23 protein-coding genes and 1 tRNA gene are annotated in these 20247 nt (G+C 42.8%); 7 read left to right on the top strand and 17 right to left on the bottom strand.

The genetic code is table 11. The annotated features are described in order from the left end of the window. Window positions 1–278: 278 nt before the first annotated feature. Together Q7O90_RS03400 and Q7O90_RS03395 are read right to left on the bottom strand one after the other, a co-directional pair. Window positions 279–896 carry a hypothetical protein gene (locus Q7O90_RS03400; protein ID WP_304127501.1) on the bottom strand — a complete coding sequence of 206 codons (618 nt, stop codon included), beginning with the start codon at window positions 894–896 and terminating at the stop codon, window positions 279–281. Window positions 897–986: 90 nt separating this feature from the next. Continuing rightward, a complete protein-coding gene (locus tag Q7O90_RS03395; RefSeq protein ID WP_287299711.1) occupies window positions 987–1187 on the bottom strand; it encodes a DUF1858 domain-containing protein in 201 nt (66 codons plus the stop codon). A gap of 217 nt (window positions 1188–1404) precedes the next feature. Between Q7O90_RS03395 and Q7O90_RS03390 the strand changes: the two genes are divergently transcribed. Continuing rightward, the gene (locus Q7O90_RS03390; protein ID WP_106057574.1) at window positions 1405–2292 is read left to right on the top strand and encodes a DUF2156 domain-containing protein; all 888 of its coding nucleotides are present in this window, start codon (window positions 1405–1407) and stop codon (window positions 2290–2292) included. Next, complete coding sequence (locus tag Q7O90_RS03385; RefSeq protein ID WP_304127490.1) at window positions 2282–3310, top strand: hypothetical protein; 1029 nt, start codon at window positions 2282–2284, stop codon at window positions 3308–3310. The genes Q7O90_RS03390 and Q7O90_RS03385 overlap by 11 nt, the downstream gene beginning before the upstream one ends. Before the next feature lie 137 nt (window positions 3311–3447). Here Q7O90_RS03385 and Q7O90_RS03380 read toward each other — a convergent pair whose 3' ends face one another. The 10 genes from Q7O90_RS03380 to mscL form a co-directional block, all read right to left on the bottom strand. Then, complete coding sequence (locus Q7O90_RS03380) at window positions 3448–4848, bottom strand: LPXTG cell wall anchor domain-containing protein (protein WP_304127487.1); 1401 nt, start codon at window positions 4846–4848, stop codon at window positions 3448–3450. A gap of 261 nt (window positions 4849–5109) precedes the next feature. Continuing rightward, the gene (locus tag Q7O90_RS03375; protein ID WP_304127484.1) at window positions 5110–6006 is read right to left on the bottom strand and encodes a glycosyltransferase family 2 protein; all 897 of its coding nucleotides are present in this window, start codon (window positions 6004–6006) and stop codon (window positions 5110–5112) included. Window positions 6007–6050: 44 nt separating this feature from the next. Beyond that, window positions 6051–6458: a hypothetical protein gene (locus tag Q7O90_RS03370; protein ID WP_304127481.1), complete on the bottom strand. Its 408-nt coding sequence runs from the start codon at window positions 6456–6458 to the stop codon at window positions 6051–6053. A 103-nt stretch (window positions 6459–6561) separates the two neighbouring features. Further along, the gene (locus Q7O90_RS03365; protein WP_304127478.1) at window positions 6562–7086 is read right to left on the bottom strand and encodes a hypothetical protein; all 525 of its coding nucleotides are present in this window, start codon (window positions 7084–7086) and stop codon (window positions 6562–6564) included. A gap of 126 nt (window positions 7087–7212) precedes the next feature. Then, complete coding sequence (locus Q7O90_RS03360; RefSeq protein WP_304127475.1) at window positions 7213–7902, bottom strand: uracil-DNA glycosylase; 690 nt, start codon at window positions 7900–7902, stop codon at window positions 7213–7215. Window positions 7903–7922: 20 nt separating this feature from the next. After that, window positions 7923–8486: a phosphatase PAP2 family protein gene (locus Q7O90_RS03355; protein ID WP_304127472.1), complete on the bottom strand. Its 564-nt coding sequence runs from the start codon at window positions 8484–8486 to the stop codon at window positions 7923–7925. After that, window positions 8487–9686 (bottom strand): alanine racemase, encoded by a 1200-nt coding sequence (gene alr, locus Q7O90_RS03350; protein ID WP_304127469.1) that lies wholly within the window; start codon window positions 9684–9686, stop codon window positions 8487–8489. Window positions 9687–9827: 141 nt separating this feature from the next. Beyond that, entirely contained in the window at window positions 9828–11105 is a 1278-nt protein-coding gene (locus Q7O90_RS03345) for an adenylosuccinate synthase (protein ID WP_304127467.1), read from the bottom strand. Window positions 11106–11261: 156 nt separating this feature from the next. Continuing rightward, the gene (locus Q7O90_RS03340; protein ID WP_304127464.1) at window positions 11262–12632 is read right to left on the bottom strand and encodes an acetyl-CoA hydrolase/transferase family protein; all 1371 of its coding nucleotides are present in this window, start codon (window positions 12630–12632) and stop codon (window positions 11262–11264) included. A 356-nt stretch (window positions 12633–12988) separates the two neighbouring features. Continuing rightward, entirely contained in the window at window positions 12989–13387 is a 399-nt protein-coding gene (gene mscL, locus Q7O90_RS03335) for a large-conductance mechanosensitive channel protein MscL (RefSeq protein ID WP_304127461.1), read from the bottom strand. 335 nt (window positions 13388–13722) lie between these two features. On the opposite strand from mscL, the gene Q7O90_RS03330 reads away from it, so the two are divergent. Then, window positions 13723–13798 (top strand) — tRNA-Arg (locus tag Q7O90_RS03330). Window positions 13799–13853: 55 nt separating this feature from the next. Here the strand turns inward: Q7O90_RS03330 and Q7O90_RS03325 are convergent. Next, on the bottom strand, window positions 13854–14330 hold the full coding sequence (locus tag Q7O90_RS03325; protein WP_304127458.1) for a hypothetical protein: 477 nt from the start codon (window positions 14328–14330) through the stop codon (window positions 13854–13856). Between the two features lie 14 nt (window positions 14331–14344). After that, on the bottom strand, window positions 14345–14596 hold the full coding sequence (locus tag Q7O90_RS03320) for a hypothetical protein (RefSeq protein ID WP_304127455.1): 252 nt from the start codon (window positions 14594–14596) through the stop codon (window positions 14345–14347). Window positions 14597–14772: 176 nt separating this feature from the next. On the opposite strand from Q7O90_RS03320, the gene Q7O90_RS03315 reads away from it, so the two are divergent. The 4 genes from Q7O90_RS03315 (at window position 14773) to Q7O90_RS03300 (ending at window position 18550) form a co-directional block, all read left to right on the top strand. Continuing rightward, window positions 14773–15537, top strand: a complete 765-nt coding sequence (locus Q7O90_RS03315) for a hypothetical protein (protein WP_304127451.1) — start codon at window positions 14773–14775, stop codon at window positions 15535–15537. A 167-nt stretch (window positions 15538–15704) separates the two neighbouring features. Continuing rightward, the gene (locus Q7O90_RS03310; protein WP_304127448.1) at window positions 15705–16022 is read left to right on the top strand and encodes a PadR family transcriptional regulator; all 318 of its coding nucleotides are present in this window, start codon (window positions 15705–15707) and stop codon (window positions 16020–16022) included. After that, complete coding sequence (locus tag Q7O90_RS03305; protein ID WP_304127445.1) at window positions 16012–17256, top strand: DUF2812 domain-containing protein; 1245 nt, start codon at window positions 16012–16014, stop codon at window positions 17254–17256. Before Q7O90_RS03310 ends, Q7O90_RS03305 begins: the two co-directional genes overlap by 11 nt. A 49-nt stretch (window positions 17257–17305) precedes the next feature. Then, window positions 17306–18550 (top strand): DUF2812 domain-containing protein, encoded by a 1245-nt coding sequence (locus Q7O90_RS03300; protein WP_304127442.1) that lies wholly within the window; start codon window positions 17306–17308, stop codon window positions 18548–18550. A 138-nt stretch (window positions 18551–18688) separates the two neighbouring features. Here the strand turns inward: Q7O90_RS03300 and Q7O90_RS03295 are convergent, their stop codons facing one another. From Q7O90_RS03295 to yedE, 3 genes are read right to left on the bottom strand one after another with little or no spacing between them, the layout of a single operon-like run. After that, on the bottom strand, window positions 18689–18934 hold the full coding sequence (locus Q7O90_RS03295; RefSeq protein ID WP_304127440.1) for a DUF3343 domain-containing protein: 246 nt from the start codon (window positions 18932–18934) through the stop codon (window positions 18689–18691). Beyond that, window positions 18934–19137, bottom strand: a complete 204-nt coding sequence (locus Q7O90_RS03290; RefSeq protein WP_106057639.1) for a sulfurtransferase TusA family protein — start codon at window positions 19135–19137, stop codon at window positions 18934–18936. The genes Q7O90_RS03295 and Q7O90_RS03290 overlap by 1 nt, the downstream gene beginning before the upstream one ends. Before the next feature lies 1 nt (window position 19138). Continuing rightward, window positions 19139–20200 (bottom strand): YedE family putative selenium transporter, encoded by a 1062-nt coding sequence (gene yedE, locus Q7O90_RS03285; RefSeq protein ID WP_304127436.1) that lies wholly within the window; start codon window positions 20198–20200, stop codon window positions 19139–19141. Window positions 20201–20247: the final 47 nt, after the last annotated feature.

The following is a 20247-nucleotide window of genomic DNA, read 5'->3' as shown; positions in this document are numbered from 1 at the left end:
AAGAAGGTTCAGGACCTTATGCCTAATGCGACATCTAGCAATACGAAGTTCAACAGTAGTTTATAAGCGCAAGAGATTCTAAGAAGTGATGATTAAGCTTTATATACATCACTTTCATAGAGCTTATAGCTATAAATAAATATAAACAAAAACGACTGTGAGAGATGCACTCTTGCCTTACAGTCGTTTTTTTCGTGCCACTATTCTGTTATGTCCTGCCTGTTCGTAGTATAACGATAATCGCATCTCATATCCAACATCATGTACTTCAGTACAAATTAAAGCACTGCATCTTCATTTACAGTATATATAATCATCCCGCCAGTCGGTTTACATCCCGTATTCCATAATCCCTCGAGGTCAAGCCACTTATAGCCGCTGTATGTCACGGCCTTAACCTTGAATCCGTCCTCGGTATCATCATATCCATTTACAAGATACCAATGCCATACATAGTCGCTGTACCTTGCATCCTTGTGCCTGAGTGTAAGGAACGGAATCGGTAATCCTGCATCTATCTGCTCCTTCACCTTTTTCGCTGCCTCCTCGTAGGTATGATCTCCTGAGAATTCGCCCACATCCACGCGGTACTCGTCGGTATCCCTGAGGTATTTGATATATCCATTTATATAAATAGAAAGTTTATTAATTCCGGTGAATCTAGGCCATAGATAGTCCTCCATCATATGCGCAAAGTCTACGTACTCTTCTCGCTTAACATCATCAGCGTCAAATGGATATAGCTTCGTGAGTCCAAACTCGCGTGCAAAGTACAAACTGCTCTCACATGCAGTCTCCGCACCACATCCACCTATTCGCATCCAGAACGTGCGAAACCAGTCCTGATTGCCACCATAAGATTCACCTATATAATGGTGATTCAATTCTCTCTTCATCCTAATCTATACCAATCCCCAAAAGTAAAAGCAGGGCAATCACGCCCTGCAATATACGAAATCCTAATCCATATCTGGAATGTCAGCAGTTTATGCGTCAAGTGCAGCATTAAGAGCGTTCACCAGGTGATCTCCATCAAGTCCGTGAACCTGAGCAGCCTGTCCGATTGACTCTCCCTGAGAAGCAGGGCAACCGATGCACATCATTCCGTTCTGGAAGAATACCTGAATTAAATCTGGATGCTCGTTGATAACATCACCGATAATCATATCCTTTGTAATCTTAGCCATTTATCTTTCATCCCCTTTCCGAATGTCATTTCTATTTTTCTATTGCAACAGTAACATTTTGAAGCTATAAAATCAATACTAATAAAGTATCTTTTTAAATTCCTACTTATTCACTCGGAATTCACTTTACATGTTGGTTTTTAGTGCTATAATGAGATGTTAATTTTGTAAAATAGAATCGTATAATTTGATTAAGAAATTAAAAAGGGAGAGACTAATGCTAGAATTTAGACCTGTCAGATTAGATGACCAGGACTTTGCAAAAACCGTAATCTGTTCGAGCGGATGTCATGGTGCTGACTACAGTTTCGCTAATTTATATATCTGGAGGCATGCATATGAGCCCGAAATCGCTTTCATCGGCGAGCGTATGATCATAAGAATGCCTAAGTATGGATACATTTTCGCTTATCCTAAGGGAAGCGGGGATGTTAAGCCAATTATCGATGAACTGCTAGAAGACGCACATTCGCGCGACCAGAAACTGATAATGCGTGGTCTCACGCCTAAAACGCTCGAAGAGTTTGAACCTGTGTACGGAGACCGTTTCACCATAGAGGAAAATCGCGAAGATGCTGACTACATATACACAGTTGAGAAGCTGCGTGACCTCAGGGGACGCAAGCTTTCGTCGAAGCGCAATCACATCAAGCATTTTGAGAGAAATGGCGAATGGGAATTTAAGCTCATCGAAAATGGCGAAGATATAGATTCTGCAAGAGCATTCGTCGCTGAATTCTACAAGGAGAAGGGAGATCCTGACCTTGTCAAAGAAGCGGATGCAATCGAGCAGATGTTCGAAAACTATGAGGCGCTCGGTTTCTTTGGTGGGCTCCTATATCAGAATGGTGAACCTGTTGCCTTCACTGCTGCTACTCAGCTCGACCAGCTCACCATGGATGTGCATTTTGAGAAGGCTCTTCCTGGTGTTGAAGGCGCATATACTATGATTAACCGCGAATTCGTAAGGGCAATCTCCGAGAAATTCCCTGATGTAGAATACATTAACCGCGAAGAGGACATGGGGCTTGAAGGTCTTAGGAAAGCCAAGGAAAGCTATCACCCAGATGTTCTGCTTATGAAATATACGGCTTATGAAAAATAACTACATAATAAGACCCAGGGAGGCTTCCGACTTCAGTGATTTTGTCTCACTACGCAGAAAAGTTTTCGGAGATGATGAGGAGTTTATTGAATTCTTCGACAATTGCTTCCGAGATGACTATCTGGATTTTCTGATTGTCGAGGATCAAGATGGCAGCGAGGTGCTTCAGGCATCCCTCACCCAGTTCGACATGGGAAAATTAGTTGTTCCTGAGGGCAAAGTTTCAGATATAGCTGGTAAATCAATAGAGATGAGCTACGCAATATGCACCGACCCTGCGGCACGAGGAAAGGGTTACGGATCACACATAACCGTATATGCCAGAGAGATTGCCGAGAGCAGCAGGAAACTATCGATGCTCTCACCAGCTGAACCGAGCTTAATAAAGTTTTATGAACCTCTAGAATATAAGAAGTTCATGTATGCCGAGCAGGGTTCTGTCCTGACATCTGAGCATGTTGATTTTGAATTCTCCCATCTTCAGACTAAGGTCTTAACACCGCAGGAATATAATAATTATAGAGAAACGATTTTGGCAAACCGCGTCCATATCAAGCTGTCAGAAGGAGCTCTTAGATTCGCAGCTGGGCTGGTAGCTCCTGATACTTCGGGCTCTGCGCCTGCTATGGATGCTGAATCAGCTGATTTGACGGGCTCTGCGCCTGACTGGGAAGCTGAATCAGGAGCACCTGATGGTTCTGGACTCTTGCTAATTTCTGATGGCGCTGAGCCTTTGGCAATCGCAGCGTGTGAGGCCGCAGGGGCGGACTCTCTCGCTGCGGCCGAGCTCCTCACCTTCATTGAAGATGGTGGTCAAAAGGAGCTCGGGATTGCAATTGCCAAGGCACTCGCTGTTAGATGCGGCGCTAAGCGATGCGACTACATGATGCCTAGCAGATCTGGGAGCGAAACATCCGCTGCGCTTGGGATGATCTCGGCCAGCTACGAGGAACTCTCCGAGGTGTACAGCGCCGCTACTGGCGAGTGCCCTCCTTATATGGGCTTCACCTTCGGTTAGCCCATAGGCAAAATATATGCATGAAAAAACATGATTGACGAGATTCTCTCATCAATCATGTTTTCTTTTATTCGTATATTGGCATCTTATTTCAACTTTTTAGCCGATTCAGAACCGTAATTATAGTCTCTTAAATATTACTGCTCTCTCTTTTTTCTAGCGAATAGCGCTACTCCAAGGCCAATCACACTCATGAATAGTGTAGCCGCATATGCTAGGATAGTGTCAGCATCCCCAGTCTTTGGTGCTGTACTCTTTCTTGCAGGAGCAACCTTAGCAGCTGGAGCATGTGACTGTGTAGCAGTAGCTGCAGTGCTTGATGCCGTAGGAGTTGTTGTTGATGTAGCAGGTGTCGATGGTGTAGCTGGTGTTGTAGTAGTTGGTGTCGACGGCGTTGTTGGCACTGACGGAGTAGTCTGTGCTGTTACAGCCTTGTACACGTATACCTTGTCTCCATTTGCTTCCTCGCGAGTCGATGCAAGCTCATATCCAGCGATATTCTCACTGCCATGTATCCCAAACTTTGTAGGTTTTAACTCAGTTCCGTCTTCTGTTACGTAGTGCGTAAAATCTATACCTACGCGGATTATACGGTTTACAGCATTAGATGTTGTAATAGATTCGAGAGTACTTGTACCCCATCCAAATTGATTCTCGCTGCCAACCTGTGCGCTGTCTGTTACGAGTGCCTTCACATCATTATAGATGACATCCGAAGTGTAATCCCTGTAATTTGAATCATTCATTCCGTTCAAAAAATTTATATCAATATTGAATTTAGCATCCTTGCTACCATTTGAACCTACGGAATCAACGATTACCTGATTTGCCTTTAAAGCTGCATCTATCTTAACGATAGTCTCATATGGAGTCTCCTCCTTAACCTCTGCGGTGATACTCCAGTACCCAGAGCCTCCAAATAATGCAACTGCCTCTGCATCGTCAATTCTCGTCTTAAATCTTGGGTCTGCATCCTCTATAGGAAAATCAAAATAAATATTAGGATAGTACACATACATGCTGCCAGAATCAATAACTATGTTCTTCACAGTATATTCAGTATTGGTAGCCTGATCGATTAATGTGGCTTCCCTAGCGTAATACATGGGTTCGTAATATGTCTGTGGATCCTGCGGATTTCCTTCTGTAGCGCTGTGCACAACATAAGTATCCAGATTGCTCCAATCTTTAATCTTTACAGTATTTCCAGAATGCGAATCACTCGAGTCCACGGTTAGAACATAATCCTGTGTAAGCCTTTCCTTCCTTGCTCGCGACTCGAAAACCGATGTGTAATTGTCCTTGCCTGGGAATCTGTATCCGCTAGTAGTATTAGAAACAGTTGAGTTACCTAGACTAGTTGTTGCACCGTCTGCAGGCTCAGTCGCTACGAAGTTATTTATAGCAGATTGCTCATTAGCCGTAACAGTATCATCTGCATACACATTAACAGCCAAAGAAGGTGCCATCATTAGAGACACACCTACAGCTGTTGCCTTTAACATTTTCCTCCTACGCTTGTTAATTCTTTTAGTCATTTTAATCTCCTTATGCGCCAATATTTATGCGTTTAGTAGTTTATCGAGATTATACACTTTATTAGTATACTTGTACAGCATTATTTTTAATACAATTGCATTTTGCACTATCCTATTTTACATCTACTTATGTTCGCATTCCTTTTATACTCGCAACTGCAGCACACTAAAAACCCTCCTCACTGGTCATCCAGCAAGGAGGGTTCGTATCACTATTAAATAATAATGCTCAACGTTCATTTATCTGGCTGAGTTCTGCAATTATTTACTCGTCTGATAGAAATGAATCATCCGCCTCTTCATCTCATCTGATACCGGCAGCCTATCTACTAGGTAGTAATAGCCCACAAGCTTTCCATCAATAACCTTCTTGAGCCTCTCTAAGTATTCATCACCCAACTTGTCCTTAGGCACGTACTTCACATTAGAACTCCAGAACGACTGTATGAACAGCGCTGAAACCAGTAGATTAACTTCCTGATTCATTTCCGGCGTGATATTCTCAAATATGTGTGCAAACACCTTATCGAGCACCAGATGCTTCTCGTCACGCACAGTCATTATCGAAGAATCATTTGTCTGATTATAGTAGTACAGGGTATCGTCTATATAGTATACAGAACCAGCTAAAGCTACCAATATCGGCCATAACGAGAGATCTTCGTAGTATGAGTGTTCTAGGTAACGAACTTTTCCAAAAAGCCTTCTGTCATACATCGAAATCGTTCTGCATGGCAGTAGCCACATGGCGTTTCTTATGGAAACTTCCCCAGAGTGACGCCCTTTGTATGCTGGTGAATTTGTCTTGCCATCGTACATGATGCAGTTAGACTTACATAGGCTGTACCCTTTCTCTATACCTGCGTATAGCTTTGAAATATACTCTGGATCAACCCAGTCATCGACATCAACGAATGATATATATTCACCCGATGTATTATCGATTCCAAGATTTGCTGCATGCCCTAGGTCGGCAGTCTCCGTAACAAGCAGCTTGACGCGGTCATCTCTCTCCATCCACGCTCTAACCATTTTCTCGGAGGCATCCGTGCTGCCGTTGATTACGCACAATATCTCAAGATTTTGGTAGTACTGATTAGTGATGGACTCTAGGCATTTATCTATATACTGCTCTCCGTTATATATCGGAATTATCACTGAAATTATCGGCTTGATATCAGCACCTCCTTACAATCAATCGGTTATTCCCGAATCATCACCGTACGATAATCCGGATCCATATATTCGTACCCGAAGGTTCTGAATACAGATTCGTATTTCTTGTTAGTCATTGCTAGGATTCTACTATCGTTAGGTGCTACGGCGATGAGAAAATCATCAATCTCCTTATAGAGCTGTATATCCGCACCACTATCTTCATACGCTGGATCCACCATGACATCGGTAATCAGAAAATACATAGCACCATCTCCCGATACTCTGCCAAACGCCACAAGCTCGCCATTTACATATAGACCCGCCATGAACAGACCGTCCCGCAGCGCTTTGATGACTGTCTTCGGGCTACGCTTACGCTCACCGCACTTATTCATTAATTTAATCAGCTCTGTGGGGAGCGTTCTATTTATACGAATCTCTGCCTTAATCATAGTACAATCCCAATTATAGTAGTGAAATATCATCTGAGGTCTATCAATCTACCCTCAAATCTCATTATAGATTATTGATTAGATTGCTCATCTAATTCAGTTACTATTTAACCTTAAAAGCATCCTCGACTACTTCTTCGGCTAATTCTTCAACCTCTTCATCTACTGCTGCAGCTCCAAGCTTCGCTGATTCTACTGCTGACTCGGCCTTCGCAGCTTCCTTCGCAACCTTTTCAGCCTCCTTAACGGCTTTTGCCTCTGCTGCCTTTGCAGCCTTATCAGCCTCTGCTTCTGCAGCCTTTGCTGCCTTCTCTGCTTTTTCTACTGCTAGCACCTCGAGTTCTTCCTGACTAAGGTAGTTATCAGGATTTAGCTTTCTAACCTCATGCAGAACTGCTGCTGCTGCAAATAGAAGAACAGCAAATACGATGTATGACAAGCTCTGATTTAGGATATAAGAAAGGGCATCTCCGAAGTGCTCTCCAATTGATGATCCATATGTCTTGAAGTAGTTTCTGAGGTATGTGATTGAATTAAAAATTGCATATAGCGCATATACGGAAACGATTCCTGTGCATACGTAAAGTCCAATTATAACCTTTGATGTCTTAAGCTTCTTGTTGTTCATGATTCCAACCTTTCCTTAAATGAAATTTATAAAATATTTATTAATTCTCTTGAAATATAACATATCTGTCCATATCATATCATGAATTCCGCGTGGTTGTTATGTGAATGCTAATCATAAATGATATCACTGCTCTATATCCCAATTAACCGCAGATATTCCGTGTCTCTCGAGGAAATCATTAGCACGAGAGAAGTATTTACCGCCGAAAAACCCTCTGTACGCGGATAGCGGGCTCGGATGAACACCAACAATTACAAGGTGCTTTTTATTCGTGATAAGCGGCAGCTTAGACTTAGCGTTAGACCCCCACAAAATAAATACCAATGGTTTCTCTCGTTCATTTAATTTTCTTATAACTGCATCCGTCAGCTGTTCCCAGCCTTTTCCGCGGTGCGAATTAGCCTCGTGCTCTCTAACTGTGAGCGCTGTGTTGAGAAGCAAAACCCCAGACTTAGCCCAGGGAGTCAGGCAGCCGTTATCAACCTCTGGCGGAGCAATCCCAAGGTCGGAATTTATCTCTTTAAAAATATTTACCAGAGACGGCGGTTGTTTCACACCCTTCTTAACCGAGAAAGCCATACCGTGAGCTTGTCCTTTCTCATGATATGGATCCTGTCCGAGGAGCAGCACCTTTACATCGTCATAAGGAGTGTACCTGAAAGCTGTAAATATTTCATCGCGCGGTGGAAATATTGTATGGTTCTCGTATTCTTCGTCGAGAAATCTCTCGAGCTCGCTATAGTACGGTTTCTCCATCTCTTCAGCGAGTATGGTATCCCACGCATTCCCGATTTTAAGTCCTTTTGCACCCATAATTTCTCCTATAGCAACATTTACTTTCTGCGATGCTTTGCTGGATGAAGCGCTTCCTGCCTTGCATCGTATACTTTATACACTAGCCATGCCATGAGCGAACCTATTATCGCTCCTGCAACTACATCTCCAGGATAGTGAACGCCTACATAGAGTCTCGAAAGCGCAATCAAGAGTGCTAGCAAAAGAGCCGGTATTCCGTACTTCTTAGGTCCGTTCAGATATATGCACATCGCAGCTGCAAACGAACTAGCCGAGTGACCTGACGGGAAAGATGCATCGTGTTGCTTGCCAATAAGCCTCTGAACATCATCAAACACTTCATATGGTCTAGTCCTGCCTATTAAATCTTTAAGAAGCAGATTATTTACTAGGTACGTGAGTATAAGAGATGCAAACATCAGCAGCCCATACTTCCTGGTACGCTTAAAAAGCAGAAGTAGCACTGCAATCGCAATCCACATAATGCCGGCATCTCCGAGGTGAGTGAAGACCTTAACAACAGGCGTCAACAAATCATGGACTGCGAGGTGCTGAAACTTTATGAGCAGCGAACCGTCGAAATTTCGAATAGTCTCTAACATTTAAAACTCCAATCTACTGTGCTCTTGGTTAGCTGTAGCATCGTTTCCATCTGCAGTATCAATGTATATCTTGTGCAATCTCATGCCGAAATCACACAGAATCTCATAGTTGATAGTTCCAATTTTACCAGCAATCTCTTCAGCTGAGATTTCATCATCCCCTGAGCGTCCCATGATCACGACCTCATCTCCTGCTGCTACCCCTGGTACATCCGTCACATCTATCATGCACTGATCCATGCAAATGCTTCCTACGACCGGAACTCGATTACCATGCACAAGAACCTCTGCCTTACCAGTGAGCGTCCTCGAATAACCATCTGCGTATCCTATAGAGATTGTGGCAATCTTGCTCTCTCTATCCGCTACAAACCTTCTGCCGTAACTGATTGAAGTTCCAGCGGGTACTGTTTTAAGATGGATAATATATGCTTTTACAGACATAACTGGCTTTAGATCAAGTCTCGTCTTATCCACCTCTTCAGACGGATAGCATCCATAGAGGATTATCCCGGGTCTTACTGCGTCGAAGTGGGTCTTTGGATAGTCCATAATCGCAGCGCTATTGGCTATACACAGCATCGGAACATTGATGCCGCAACCTGCGAGTTCCTCATAGAAGTCATTAAACAGCGAAAGTTGCTTGTTCGTGTACGTCGAATCAGCTTCATCAGAAGTCGCAAAGTGTGAAACCATACCATTGATACGAAGTCCCTCAAGCTCATCGATTTCCTCGATTTCAGTTCTCGCAAATTCCTTTTCTAGCGGTGTCTCTATCCTATATCCGATTCTACCCATACCAGAATCAATTGCGATGAAACAGTCTATCACTGCACCCTTCTTCACCGCAATTTCGGATTTTTTCTTAGCTCTATCTAAGCTCCCGATGACGATTGTAAGATTCTGCTCTATTATGATATCGGTGCAATCCTCTGGAACTAAACCGAGAATGAGTATGCTCTCGTTAAATCCAGCCTCGCGTAGCTCGAGCGCTTCCTCTATTGTGGCAACCGCAAAGCGTTTAACCCCATTATCACGAAGCACTTCCGCACATCGCACACTTCCGTGCCCATATGCATCTGCCTTTACAACGCCTATTATCTCATTATTACCTATTACTCTTTTGATTTCTTTGATATTGTGGTCTAGCGCCGATAGGTCGATTTCCACCCACGTCTGGCGCATTGATTCCTTGTACATTTTTTACCCCTTTAAGTATTTAGTTCCTGACAGCTAGGCCGTCAGGAACTGTCTCTGTCAGTAGGTTATACTCTATAAATTGCATGATTTCATGCAAGATGCAGGTTATCCCCTGCAAATTGTAAGTCATACCCTCGCAAATTACCTAATTATTAGTTCTTCGCGCGCTGGCCCGTTTGAAACCATAGATACACGAACTCCGATTTCCTTTTCAATCCTCTCGATGTAAGCCTTGCACTCACTTGGCAGATCATCGTAGTTCTTGATACCTCTTATATCAGTCTTCCAGCCTGGAAGCGTTTCATATACTGGCTTAGCCTTCTCGAGGAGCGGTGTGTTAGGAAAGTCTTTTGTCACCTCGCCATCGATCTCATAGCCTACACAGATTTTGAGCTCATCTAGGTATCCGAGAACATCTACAACTGTAACTGCAACCTCTGTGGCTCCCTGCATCATGCAGCCATATCTGGTAGCAACAGCATCAAACCAGCCAACCCTCCTAGGCCTACCTGTGACTACACCGAATTCACCGCCGTCTCCACCGCGATTACGAAGCTCATCTGCCTCATCTCCGAACAGCTCGCTTACAAAAGCTCCTGCTCCAACCGCAGATGAGTAAGCCTTTACAACTGTAACAATCCTCTCAATCGCATACGGTGGAAGTCCAGCACCCGTAGAACCGAAACCTGCGAGTGTCGACGATGATGTTACCATCGGATAAATGCCGTGATCTGTATCCTTAAGTGCTCCAAGCTGACCTTCTAAGAGGATGCTTTTACCAGCACGAAGTGCATCATTTAGCACCTGTGAAGTGTGAGCAACATATGGTCTCAGTATTTCAGCATATTCCATTAATTCCTCATAGATATCTTCTGGCTTAATCTGTGGTTTGTGATACAAGTTCTCGAACAGGACATTCTTTATAGTGCATACGTTCTCAATCCTTGCCATCAGAACATCTTTATCTGCATAGAGATCTGCAACCTGAAAACCAATCTTGGCATACTTATCGGAGAAGCACGGTGCAATTCCCGCCTTGGTCGAACCAAACGAGTGCCCCGCAAGTCTCTCCTCTTCATAAGCGTCAAGCGCCATGTGATATGACATTACTAGCTGTGCTCTATCTGAAATGATAATTTTGCCATGTGGGACACCTGCTTCCTCAATGGACGCTAGTTCTTCGATGAACTTCTTGGCGTTGACAGCCACTCCATTTCCGAGAACACTTACAGCTTCTTTGTTAAAAATGCCTGATGGCATGAGGTGAAGCCCGAATTTACCAAACTCATTCTTGATAGTGTGACCAGCGTTACTTCCACCCTGAAATCTCACGATATAATCGGATTCCTGTGCGAGTACGTCTGTGATCTTACCCTTACCTTCATCGCCCCAATTAGCACCTACAACTGCTGTGATCATAAAAACCTCCTTGTGCATTGCGCCACCGCGCCTCTGCCACGACTTTATGACCCCGTCGATTCGCATCGCAAACCGACCTTCTGTAAAGCCTTGCTATAAATCCCTTCCCCAGCACTAATAGTACTTGAGGATTATTAAATATGAATTAAATATACCTTAAATATATTCAATCTTACTTGTATTACGCCAAATTCCCATCTTCTCGGCTTCCTGAATCAGGTCTTCCCTAAAATCAGGATGCGCTACACTGATGAGACTCTCGGCTCTCTGCCATGTCGACTTGCCCTTTAGATTAACTGCACCGTACTCGGTCACTACATAATGAGTTGCCGTCCTAGGCGTAGTGATAATTGACCCTCTTGGTAGCGTAGGGTGAATGAGAGATACGACCTCACCATTAGGCTTCGTCCTCGTCGAATGCGTGCACATGAAGCTCTTACCATTCTTGGATAAGAAAGCTCCGAGCACAAAATCTAGCTGTCCGCCAGTTCCTGTAAGCTGTCTAAAGCCTGCGCTCTCTGAACAAACCTGTCCATACAAATCGACCCCAACGCAGCTATTAATCGAGATGAAGTTCTCTATCTGCGAGATGGTGTGCACACTGTTGACGTAATCAACTGGTGCCGCGCAGCAGATAGGGTTGTCATCGATAAAATCGTATAGCGCTTTGCTACCCACTGCTGCCGTATATACTGTAAGCCCCTTGTCTACCTTCTTGTTGTTGGTCAGCTTACCAGCATAATAGAGATTCATAAATGAATCTACGATTACCTCGCTGTGACCACCGAGATCACGTATGTCAGACTCTGCGAGCAAGCCTCCGATTGCATTTGGCACGGCTCCAATACCGAGCTGCAGCGTACTTTCATTTCTAATTCGGTCTACTATCGACTCGGCAATCCTTCTATCCTCAGGACTTGCCGGTGCCGCCTTGAACTCAGCGAGCTCAGGGCTTTCTCCCTCGATGATATAGTTTACATCAGATATATTGATATGCGACTCATAACCGAGTGCAATTGGCATCTTCTCGTTAACCTCAACTATGACAATCTTAGAATTTCTGATAATTCCGAGAAGGTCAGCATTAGTAGGACCAAAATTAAAGTTGCCATATCTATCCATCGGTGCAACCTGAATGCAGCAGATATCGAATCCGTTGCCCTCTTGCCCCCAATATAATGGTTCTTCATTGAATAGAATCGGTACATACCAGCAGTTGCCTGCATCTGCCATCATCCTGTCCATAGCGGTATAGTGAGATGAATAAAATCTAACTGTGTTTACGTCCCTCGTCGCCTTGAAAGTCTCTAGTAGATCATTTCTCACAGCAACTTCAGTCTGAATCTCTAATCCGCGAAGGAGTGTATCGGTCTTGAGGCGCTTGCCAAGGGCTCTGTCCATGTAAATGGAGCTCCCTGTTCCCACGCCGAAGTGCAGCCTGTAGTTGCTTTTAACAAGGCTGGCAGCGAAATCTGCATCGATTAACTTAGTCTTGTATTCACTCTGCACTTGACTGATATCGTACATAGTTGTCCCTCCGTTTTCCTAAATTGTCACTATTTACCGCAAACTTTTTTGTGGCAAAAGGACAAAGTTATTTTAGCCCATTTGTTGCTTTTTTTCAAGCATTTAAGCCTCTTCAAGCCCCGTCAAATCTTAAAATTTACTTATCTTTCAGTGTTGAATTCTAGTAGTTTTTGTCAATCAGTGGCAGATGACGCACCATGAATCATATCGGGTTCTCGAGTATTGCCGCACTAGAAAAGGACATGGTGTGTGGTCCCATGTCCTTCGCTTTTGATCGATTTGACTTTGTAAAATCCTTTATAGACCTAGCAACTCCCTACCATCACGACGGGTGATACCGTATCTATATACCAGAACTAGTCGCGCTTCGACAGAAGGTCTCTGATCTCTGTCAGGAGTTCAACCTCTGGTGTTGGCGCTGGCTCTTCCTCTGCTGGTTCTTCTGCCTGCTTTCTCTTAGCTTTGCTTAGAGCTTTGATGATGATAAACACCGTTAATGCGATAAGCAGGAAGTTGATGATTGCCTGGATGAATACACCGTAGTTAATAGCAGCGCTTCCAACTGTAACCTTTAAACCTGAGAAATCAATTCCTCCGATTATAACACCTACGATTGGCATGATAATATCGTTAACAAGCGAGGTAACGATTGCTGTGAATGCAGAACCGATGATGATACCTACCGCCATGTCTAGCACGTTTCCACGAGCGATAAATGACTTAAACTCCGCAATAAATCCCTTTGTCTCTTTCATTTTACCCTTTTGCTCCTTTCAATATTGAACTTATATAACACCTATTTAGACTATGTTGTGCACAAATATTTTGAAACAACATTTCATTACATAATGAATTACACTATAAATGGCTTCAGGTCAAGCATTTTAGGCAAATTAATTGAAAAAAATTTAATTGCACATTAATCACTCCTATTCTCATCGGTTCCCCCTTTATACTCTTATTGCTTGTACTAAATGCTATTCAGTGATATTATAATTAAGCTTGTGTTTAACGCTGATGATTGTAGTTAATCAGAGATTTATCCGGGATTACGTTCACAGGAGGCGTCATTCGCAAGCGCCCAACCCATGTCTCGATAGCTCAGGGGACAGAGCACCGCTCTCCTAAAGCGGGTGTCGGAGGTTCGAATCCTCTTCGGGACACCATTTAAAAACACCGCAATTCTAACGAGTTGCGGTGTTTTTGTTTGTCAAAATTCTTTTACATGCTCGTATAGTGTTCAAGCACCGCAGAAGTCACGCCCTTCGAGCTAGACTCAACTGCTATTCCCAGGATTTCCTTAACCAGCTTGAAATTATCAGTAGCACTTCTCTTCCAATCCGAAAATTCAGGGCCAAGAATATAATCTTGATACTCTAGGCTATCTTCTGGCCTACCTTCAATTCTGACGAGAAGACCATTATCACGCATAACCCTCACTACCGTTCGCACTTCATCGTCCGTCGAGTAGAATAGCTCTGGCACCAGCTTTACCTTCCTCTGAATTGCATCGGAAACGAACAAGTATAAACGCAGCTCTTTCTTCACAAACCTCTTATCGGGAATATAAACAGGTTCGGTATCGTCAGGAATTTGAAACTGCCCTTTATCCTTCTTTATCCCATAGTATTCGCAGATACCGTCTATTTCTCTCTTCGTTAAGTTATATTTTGTTTGAAACTGTTTCTTTGTAAACATCTATATCACCTATTTTAATGAATACCTAACCCTACAGTAATCATAAAATTTAACGATAGAAACATAACCGTCATGTTAGCTTCCTTTTCTTTCCCGAACATTTTATATGTATATATTAAGACTAATATAATGGATATTGCCGATCCAGTTCTAATAGCAGAATGTAATAGGGATACATCAAACATGTTATATATTGCATAAGCCATAAAGAAAACAGCTTCATAGATATATGTTATATTTTTATATAAATTACTCATTTTTTTCATAAGCACCTCCAAAAGTATTATATATATGTTTGAAATTAAACTATCTAACTTATAATTAACATTTATACACAAAAAATATAAGTATTGAATATAATATTTATACGGTATACTATGAAACTTACAATTGTAATATTTCACACAAGAATTATTTAGTAAGTCGAGACAAGCGAGGTCACATGATCGAACTAAGAAATGATCCATCTGTAAAATATAGCTATGATGAGTGGCTGGAGTTTTTCCGAGAAAACGACAAGCACAGACTGCAGATAGATTTCTCGAATGAGACTACCCTACCTGCCGATATCAAGGCGCTAATACTGCCTTCTGTTTCTGCATTTCAAATCGGCGAGCACAGCGACGGACTTCACCTGATAAAGGTCTCAGAGGCGTTTGCTAGCAAGTTTGACGAACCTGCATATCCCGAGGTCATGAAGCTATTTATCAGAGAGGAGAATTTCCACTCCTCATACCTTGGTGAATTTATGCGCTATCACGGGCTTCCGCTCCGCAAGAGCAATTTCCTCGACAGGACATTTCGCCGCCTCCGTAGACGTAGCGATATCCGTCCTGAGGTCGTAACCCTCGTAACCGCAGAGATTATCGCACTCTCTTATTACTCAGCTCTCAGTGATGCTACTGACTCACCAGCACTAAAGAGAATCTGTGCTCAGATGCTTCACGATGAGATACCTCACGTAATTTTCCAATCATATACACTAGGACATTTTAAGCAAGGTAGATGGCTTAAGCTTCAAAGACAGCTCCTCATGAGAGCTGCAACCCTTGCTGTCTGGACTGCGTACGGAAAAGTATTTCGTGCGGCAGGATGGACATATTCTAAATTCAAGCAGGAAAATCTCGGCAATCTAGGGCAGTCTGAAGATATAGCTAGCGATATCGCCCTACGTTTAGCTTCGAAAATCGAGCAACAGAGACAATGAAATCCATTTATATAGATGACCAGCATGTACTAAAAAAGTACATGCTATTATTTTTTTTGCATATCTCATTGACAATATCGTAATACGATATTATATTTTAGCTAGAAATATCGATTAACGATATTAGGAATTCTTACAGCAAATTTGATTAATGGGTGGTGCTATACATGGCCAAAAAATCATTAGAACCATTAACCGAGCCGATGTTCTACATACTGCTTTGTTTCCACCGCTCTGATATGTGCGGGACGGAGATATCGAGTTATGTAAATGATCTCACGGACGGAAGGGTCAAGCTCGGACCAGGGACTCTGTACTCGCTCCTCTCACTTTTTCAGGCAGAGGATTTAATTAAGAAGCTGCCCCCAGATGGCAGGAGAATTTCTTACAGCATTACAGAGCGCGGAGAGCAGTTATATCAGGATGAAATCCGAAGATTAGAAGCATGCCTTAGTGATGCACGGAGGTGCGGTTATGAGCGATAAGATTAAACAGAAGATTTGTTATTTTGGTCTTTCCGACATATATCAGGAACAGAATTGGCTTGAGGATATGGCTAGGAGAGGGCTACTTCTCACATATACCGGCTACCTTGTATACGACTTTGCATATGGCGAGCCAACTGAGAGAAGGTACCGAATTCTGCCAGAGAAAAGAAAGAAGATCGAACAGGAAGAGCTGGATATATATGAGTCATGTGGATGGACATGTGTGCGAGGAACGCATGCATCGACTGTGTTCTATACAGACGATCAGAATGTCCCCGAGCCTTTTACAGATGCCGTTACAGAGAAGAAGTATTATGTGAAGAGACTACTCTATACATTTATCACTACTATAGCGTTGACCTTTTGCATTCTTATGAATTTAGATCTCAATACGAATGGCTTTGTCTTTAATCCAATTGAGGCTTATTATCAGCTTGCTGATAAACCGTCTCCAATTATTTACATATACGCTGTGATGTACCCAATACTAGTGCTATTTGAGCTGGTATTTATCTTCAGATACACTAGATTAATATGGAAACTGAAAAGAGAAACTTTTAAGAGGACTGCTGGCTTTAAGGCTAGACGTTATGTAAATATGATTTTAATTAATACGATTATCGTGCTGATTGTAGGCCTCTTTATATATGTGGTATTCGTGCCAGATAAGAGAGTCACAACAAGCAGCTTTAAGGAGGCATTGGCCTATAAGGATAATGACCTTGTAAGATTCGCAGAATTTGACCCAGCCGCTTGGGATGAGGTTCGGGCGAATATGACCATAAAAAATGGCAATAAGGATATTGATAACCCCGACATAACATACGAGACAAGTTACGACCGTAATATCATGATGACGAAAATGTCTTCGGAAGACCTCGAGGTTTATCCTAGAACCGACAAAGATGGTGTATCTGAGCCAAAGCTCATGTATCTGGTTCAGCTATACAAAGCTAAATCAGCAAAAATTGCCGCACGCTTTATGCCATCTAATATAGCAGAAGAACTCGACTATAAGGGCTTCGACGTATCGGAGAAGCGCATTCGAGATATGCAGTTTAAATACAAGGGACTCGATTACGCGGCATATATCGCAGCTTCTAAAAAAGATGAGGCTCCATTCTATAAACAGATGCTTTTCCTCAGAAAGGGGAATAAATATGTCGTCGTTGCATATAGTGGTCCTATCAATCTTAAGTCGAAGATTGGGCTGTTTGCATCGAAGATGTAGCTACACCGTATTCAATTGTTATCGCAAAATGTTCAACACGAGGTGTGTCATGGATAAGAAAACAAAATTAAAATTTGATCCGTTTGGTGTAGTTGATATGTTCTATAAGCAGAATTGGCTTGAATATCAGGCAAGAAAAGGTCTGCTGCTCGCTAACGATAATCTACTTACTTGTAGATTTACCGTTGACGAGCCAAGAGATAGGCGATATCGCATCTTGCCATACAAGCACAGCGAGACGACGCAGGAGGAACTTGACCTATATGCTTCTTGTGGTTGGCATCTGATATATGGTTCTGGTTCAGTGATGATATTCTACACGGATGACCCAGATGCTCCAGAGCCATTTACGGATGTGCAGAGTCAACATAAGTACTATAGAAAGAGCTTGATTACTAATTTTATTATTATGCTAATTATTTTTGCAGAATCACTTTTTAGCATAAGTCGAAGTGTGCAAGGGTTCACTATATCACCTTCAGAACTTCTCTACAGCAGTGCTGATCAACCGCTTTCCACTTTGGCGATGACTTTTATTGGATTACCGTTGGCGCTTTTGTTCTGGTTTCAATATATGTTCACTTATATCAGCATACTGAATAGGAACAGAAAGAAGGATTTTTATGGAGCTTCGGGATTTAGATTGAAATATTATGTCAATGCGACGTGTATTATAACTGTAATCGTCCTAGTCCTATGGAGTATCATTGACATCCCTAGGACAATGGATAGCTCATCATCTGGTGACTTCACCCAGGCTCTTAAGTACAAGGGCAACAAGATTGTGCGCTTCTCGGAATTTGACCCAGATACATGGAACACAGTTGAGAAGCAGATTGAGAACTATGATGAAGGAAATAATAAAACAGACATTATTTTCGAAATAGACCAAGATAAAAGCTTCATGATTCCTAGAATGGTAACTGAGGAGCTAGAAGTTAGTACGCCACCGAAAAACGAAAATGATGACTCTGTAATTAATCTCTATTACAATGTTCACCTATACAAGGCAAAGTCTTCTAAGGTAGCATCAGAATTTATGAAATATAACAGTAAAAATGCACTTGAAGAGTCGGACATCAAAGTATCAAATAAGTCTCTTGACAAGTACCGTTTCGATTACAAGGACCTCGACTACGCTGCATATATCGTAGATGAGAAGAAGGCAAATGATACTACTGCAAAACGCGACCAGTTACTCTTCCTAAGAAAAGGGAGTACCTACGTATACGTTTCATATTACGGCCCTATCGATCTGAAGTCGAAGGTAGGTCTGTTCGCAGCAAAGATGTAGATTTGCAGATTATCTAGTAATATAGGTTCTAAACCCTGTTAATCGTTTTATTAGTAAGCTTATAAGCAAATGACCAGCCCTGTGGCTGGTCATTTCTGTTAATGGTTATTATTTGCTTGATTTACCATTTATATCACGCTATTCTTCTGGAGCCTCGAACAGAACCTTGAACTCCGAACCTTCACTCATATATATTCCCTCGATATCTTCGGGATGATTTGCTACGAGTTCTGAGACATTATCCACCTCGAACGAAACGCATATCCCGCAGGCTGCACTAAGCGCTCTAGGCACCGGCATAAGTGTTGCGGTTTTGTCTATGCTTTTCTGCTGCTTGTGGAACTGCTGTGCTCCAAAATGCGTATGAAAAGTTGCGATAAACATTACTTGAGTGTAATCAGGTAATCGCCTTCTGGCGTTTCACTGTATTCCATAGATAGCTTGTTGTTCGCTGCATATCTAGAGATATTCTTAACTGGTGTCATGCTGTCTACGAGAACTTCAACAGGTGTTCCAGCCTTTACAGCATTCTGAGTCATAATCACTGGTTCAGGGCACGAGTACCCTCTTGCATCTACCTTAGTCATTTTATGCCTCCTTAGCTTTTCTTATATTCATAAGACCGATAACTACAGTAACGATAATTCCGATAATAACTGCAATCTTGCCATTCGGAGTTGGTCCCATTGGTGTCGATGCTAGTGCGAAGTTGTGGCAGAAAGCTGCACCTACGATTAGGCCGAGAACTGCAACGCCCGAGTCTGCATTTCCTGTACCAGAGAGAACCACCTGACGAAGTGGGCAGCCACCGAGCAGGCAGGAGCCTAGTCCTACGAGAACCATTCCTAGGAAGTTCCATAGAGAGTCGTTGAATGCAATCGGCTGCTTGTCAAACCCTGCGTGGAAGAAGCCAAGTGCTAGGTTTCCAATGAGGGCTGCAACGAATATTGCGATAAATCCAGATAGTAGATAGAAATCTTTGAATAACACTGCATCTCGGAGTCCACCAACCATGCACAGTCTGGTGCGCTGTGCTAGTACACCAACAACAAGCCCTGCAATTAGCGAAATTGCGAGCGGCGCGTGCATAGCACCAGGTCCCTCTTTGCTGAATGCGAGAAGTGCTGGGAATGCGCATAGGATAACGAGCAGTACTACCGTAATCGCTGGCATCGCTACGCCTTCTGTTGGTCCTAGTGGAACCGACTTCTTGAGTGTGAAGCCCTTCTTGAGGTATACGATTCCGCCGAGAATTCCGCAGAAGAATCCAATCAGGCCGATGATTGCATTCCAGTCTCCACCAGCGATTCTGAGAATCATTCTAAGTGGGCACCCGAGGAACATGAGAGCTCCTACCATGACGAAGAACGAGAGTACGAATCTTGTCATCGGAGATGAACCACCGCGAACCTTAAACTCTTTTCCGCAAACGGACATAATAAATGCGCCAAGAATAAGTCCGATTATCTCGGGGCGAACGTACTGCACAACTGGAGCAGTGTGGAGCTTAAGAGCACCAGCAGTGTCTCTCAAAAAGCAGGCAATACAAAAGCCCATGTTAGCAGGGTTGCCATACTTAACGAGAAGCACTGCAGCCGCACCAACCACGAGCCCAGTAATAATCATAAGGGTACTTTTTTCTTTTTTCATTGTATCCTCCTTGTTTAAATAATATCGATTTATCATTACGAGTATAT

The organism is Mogibacterium diversum, from assembly GCF_938028775.1.
GTDB lineage: Bacteria > Bacillota > Clostridia > Peptostreptococcales > Anaerovoracaceae > Mogibacterium > Mogibacterium diversum_A.
This window is presented reverse-complemented; position numbering and strand designations above follow the sequence as displayed.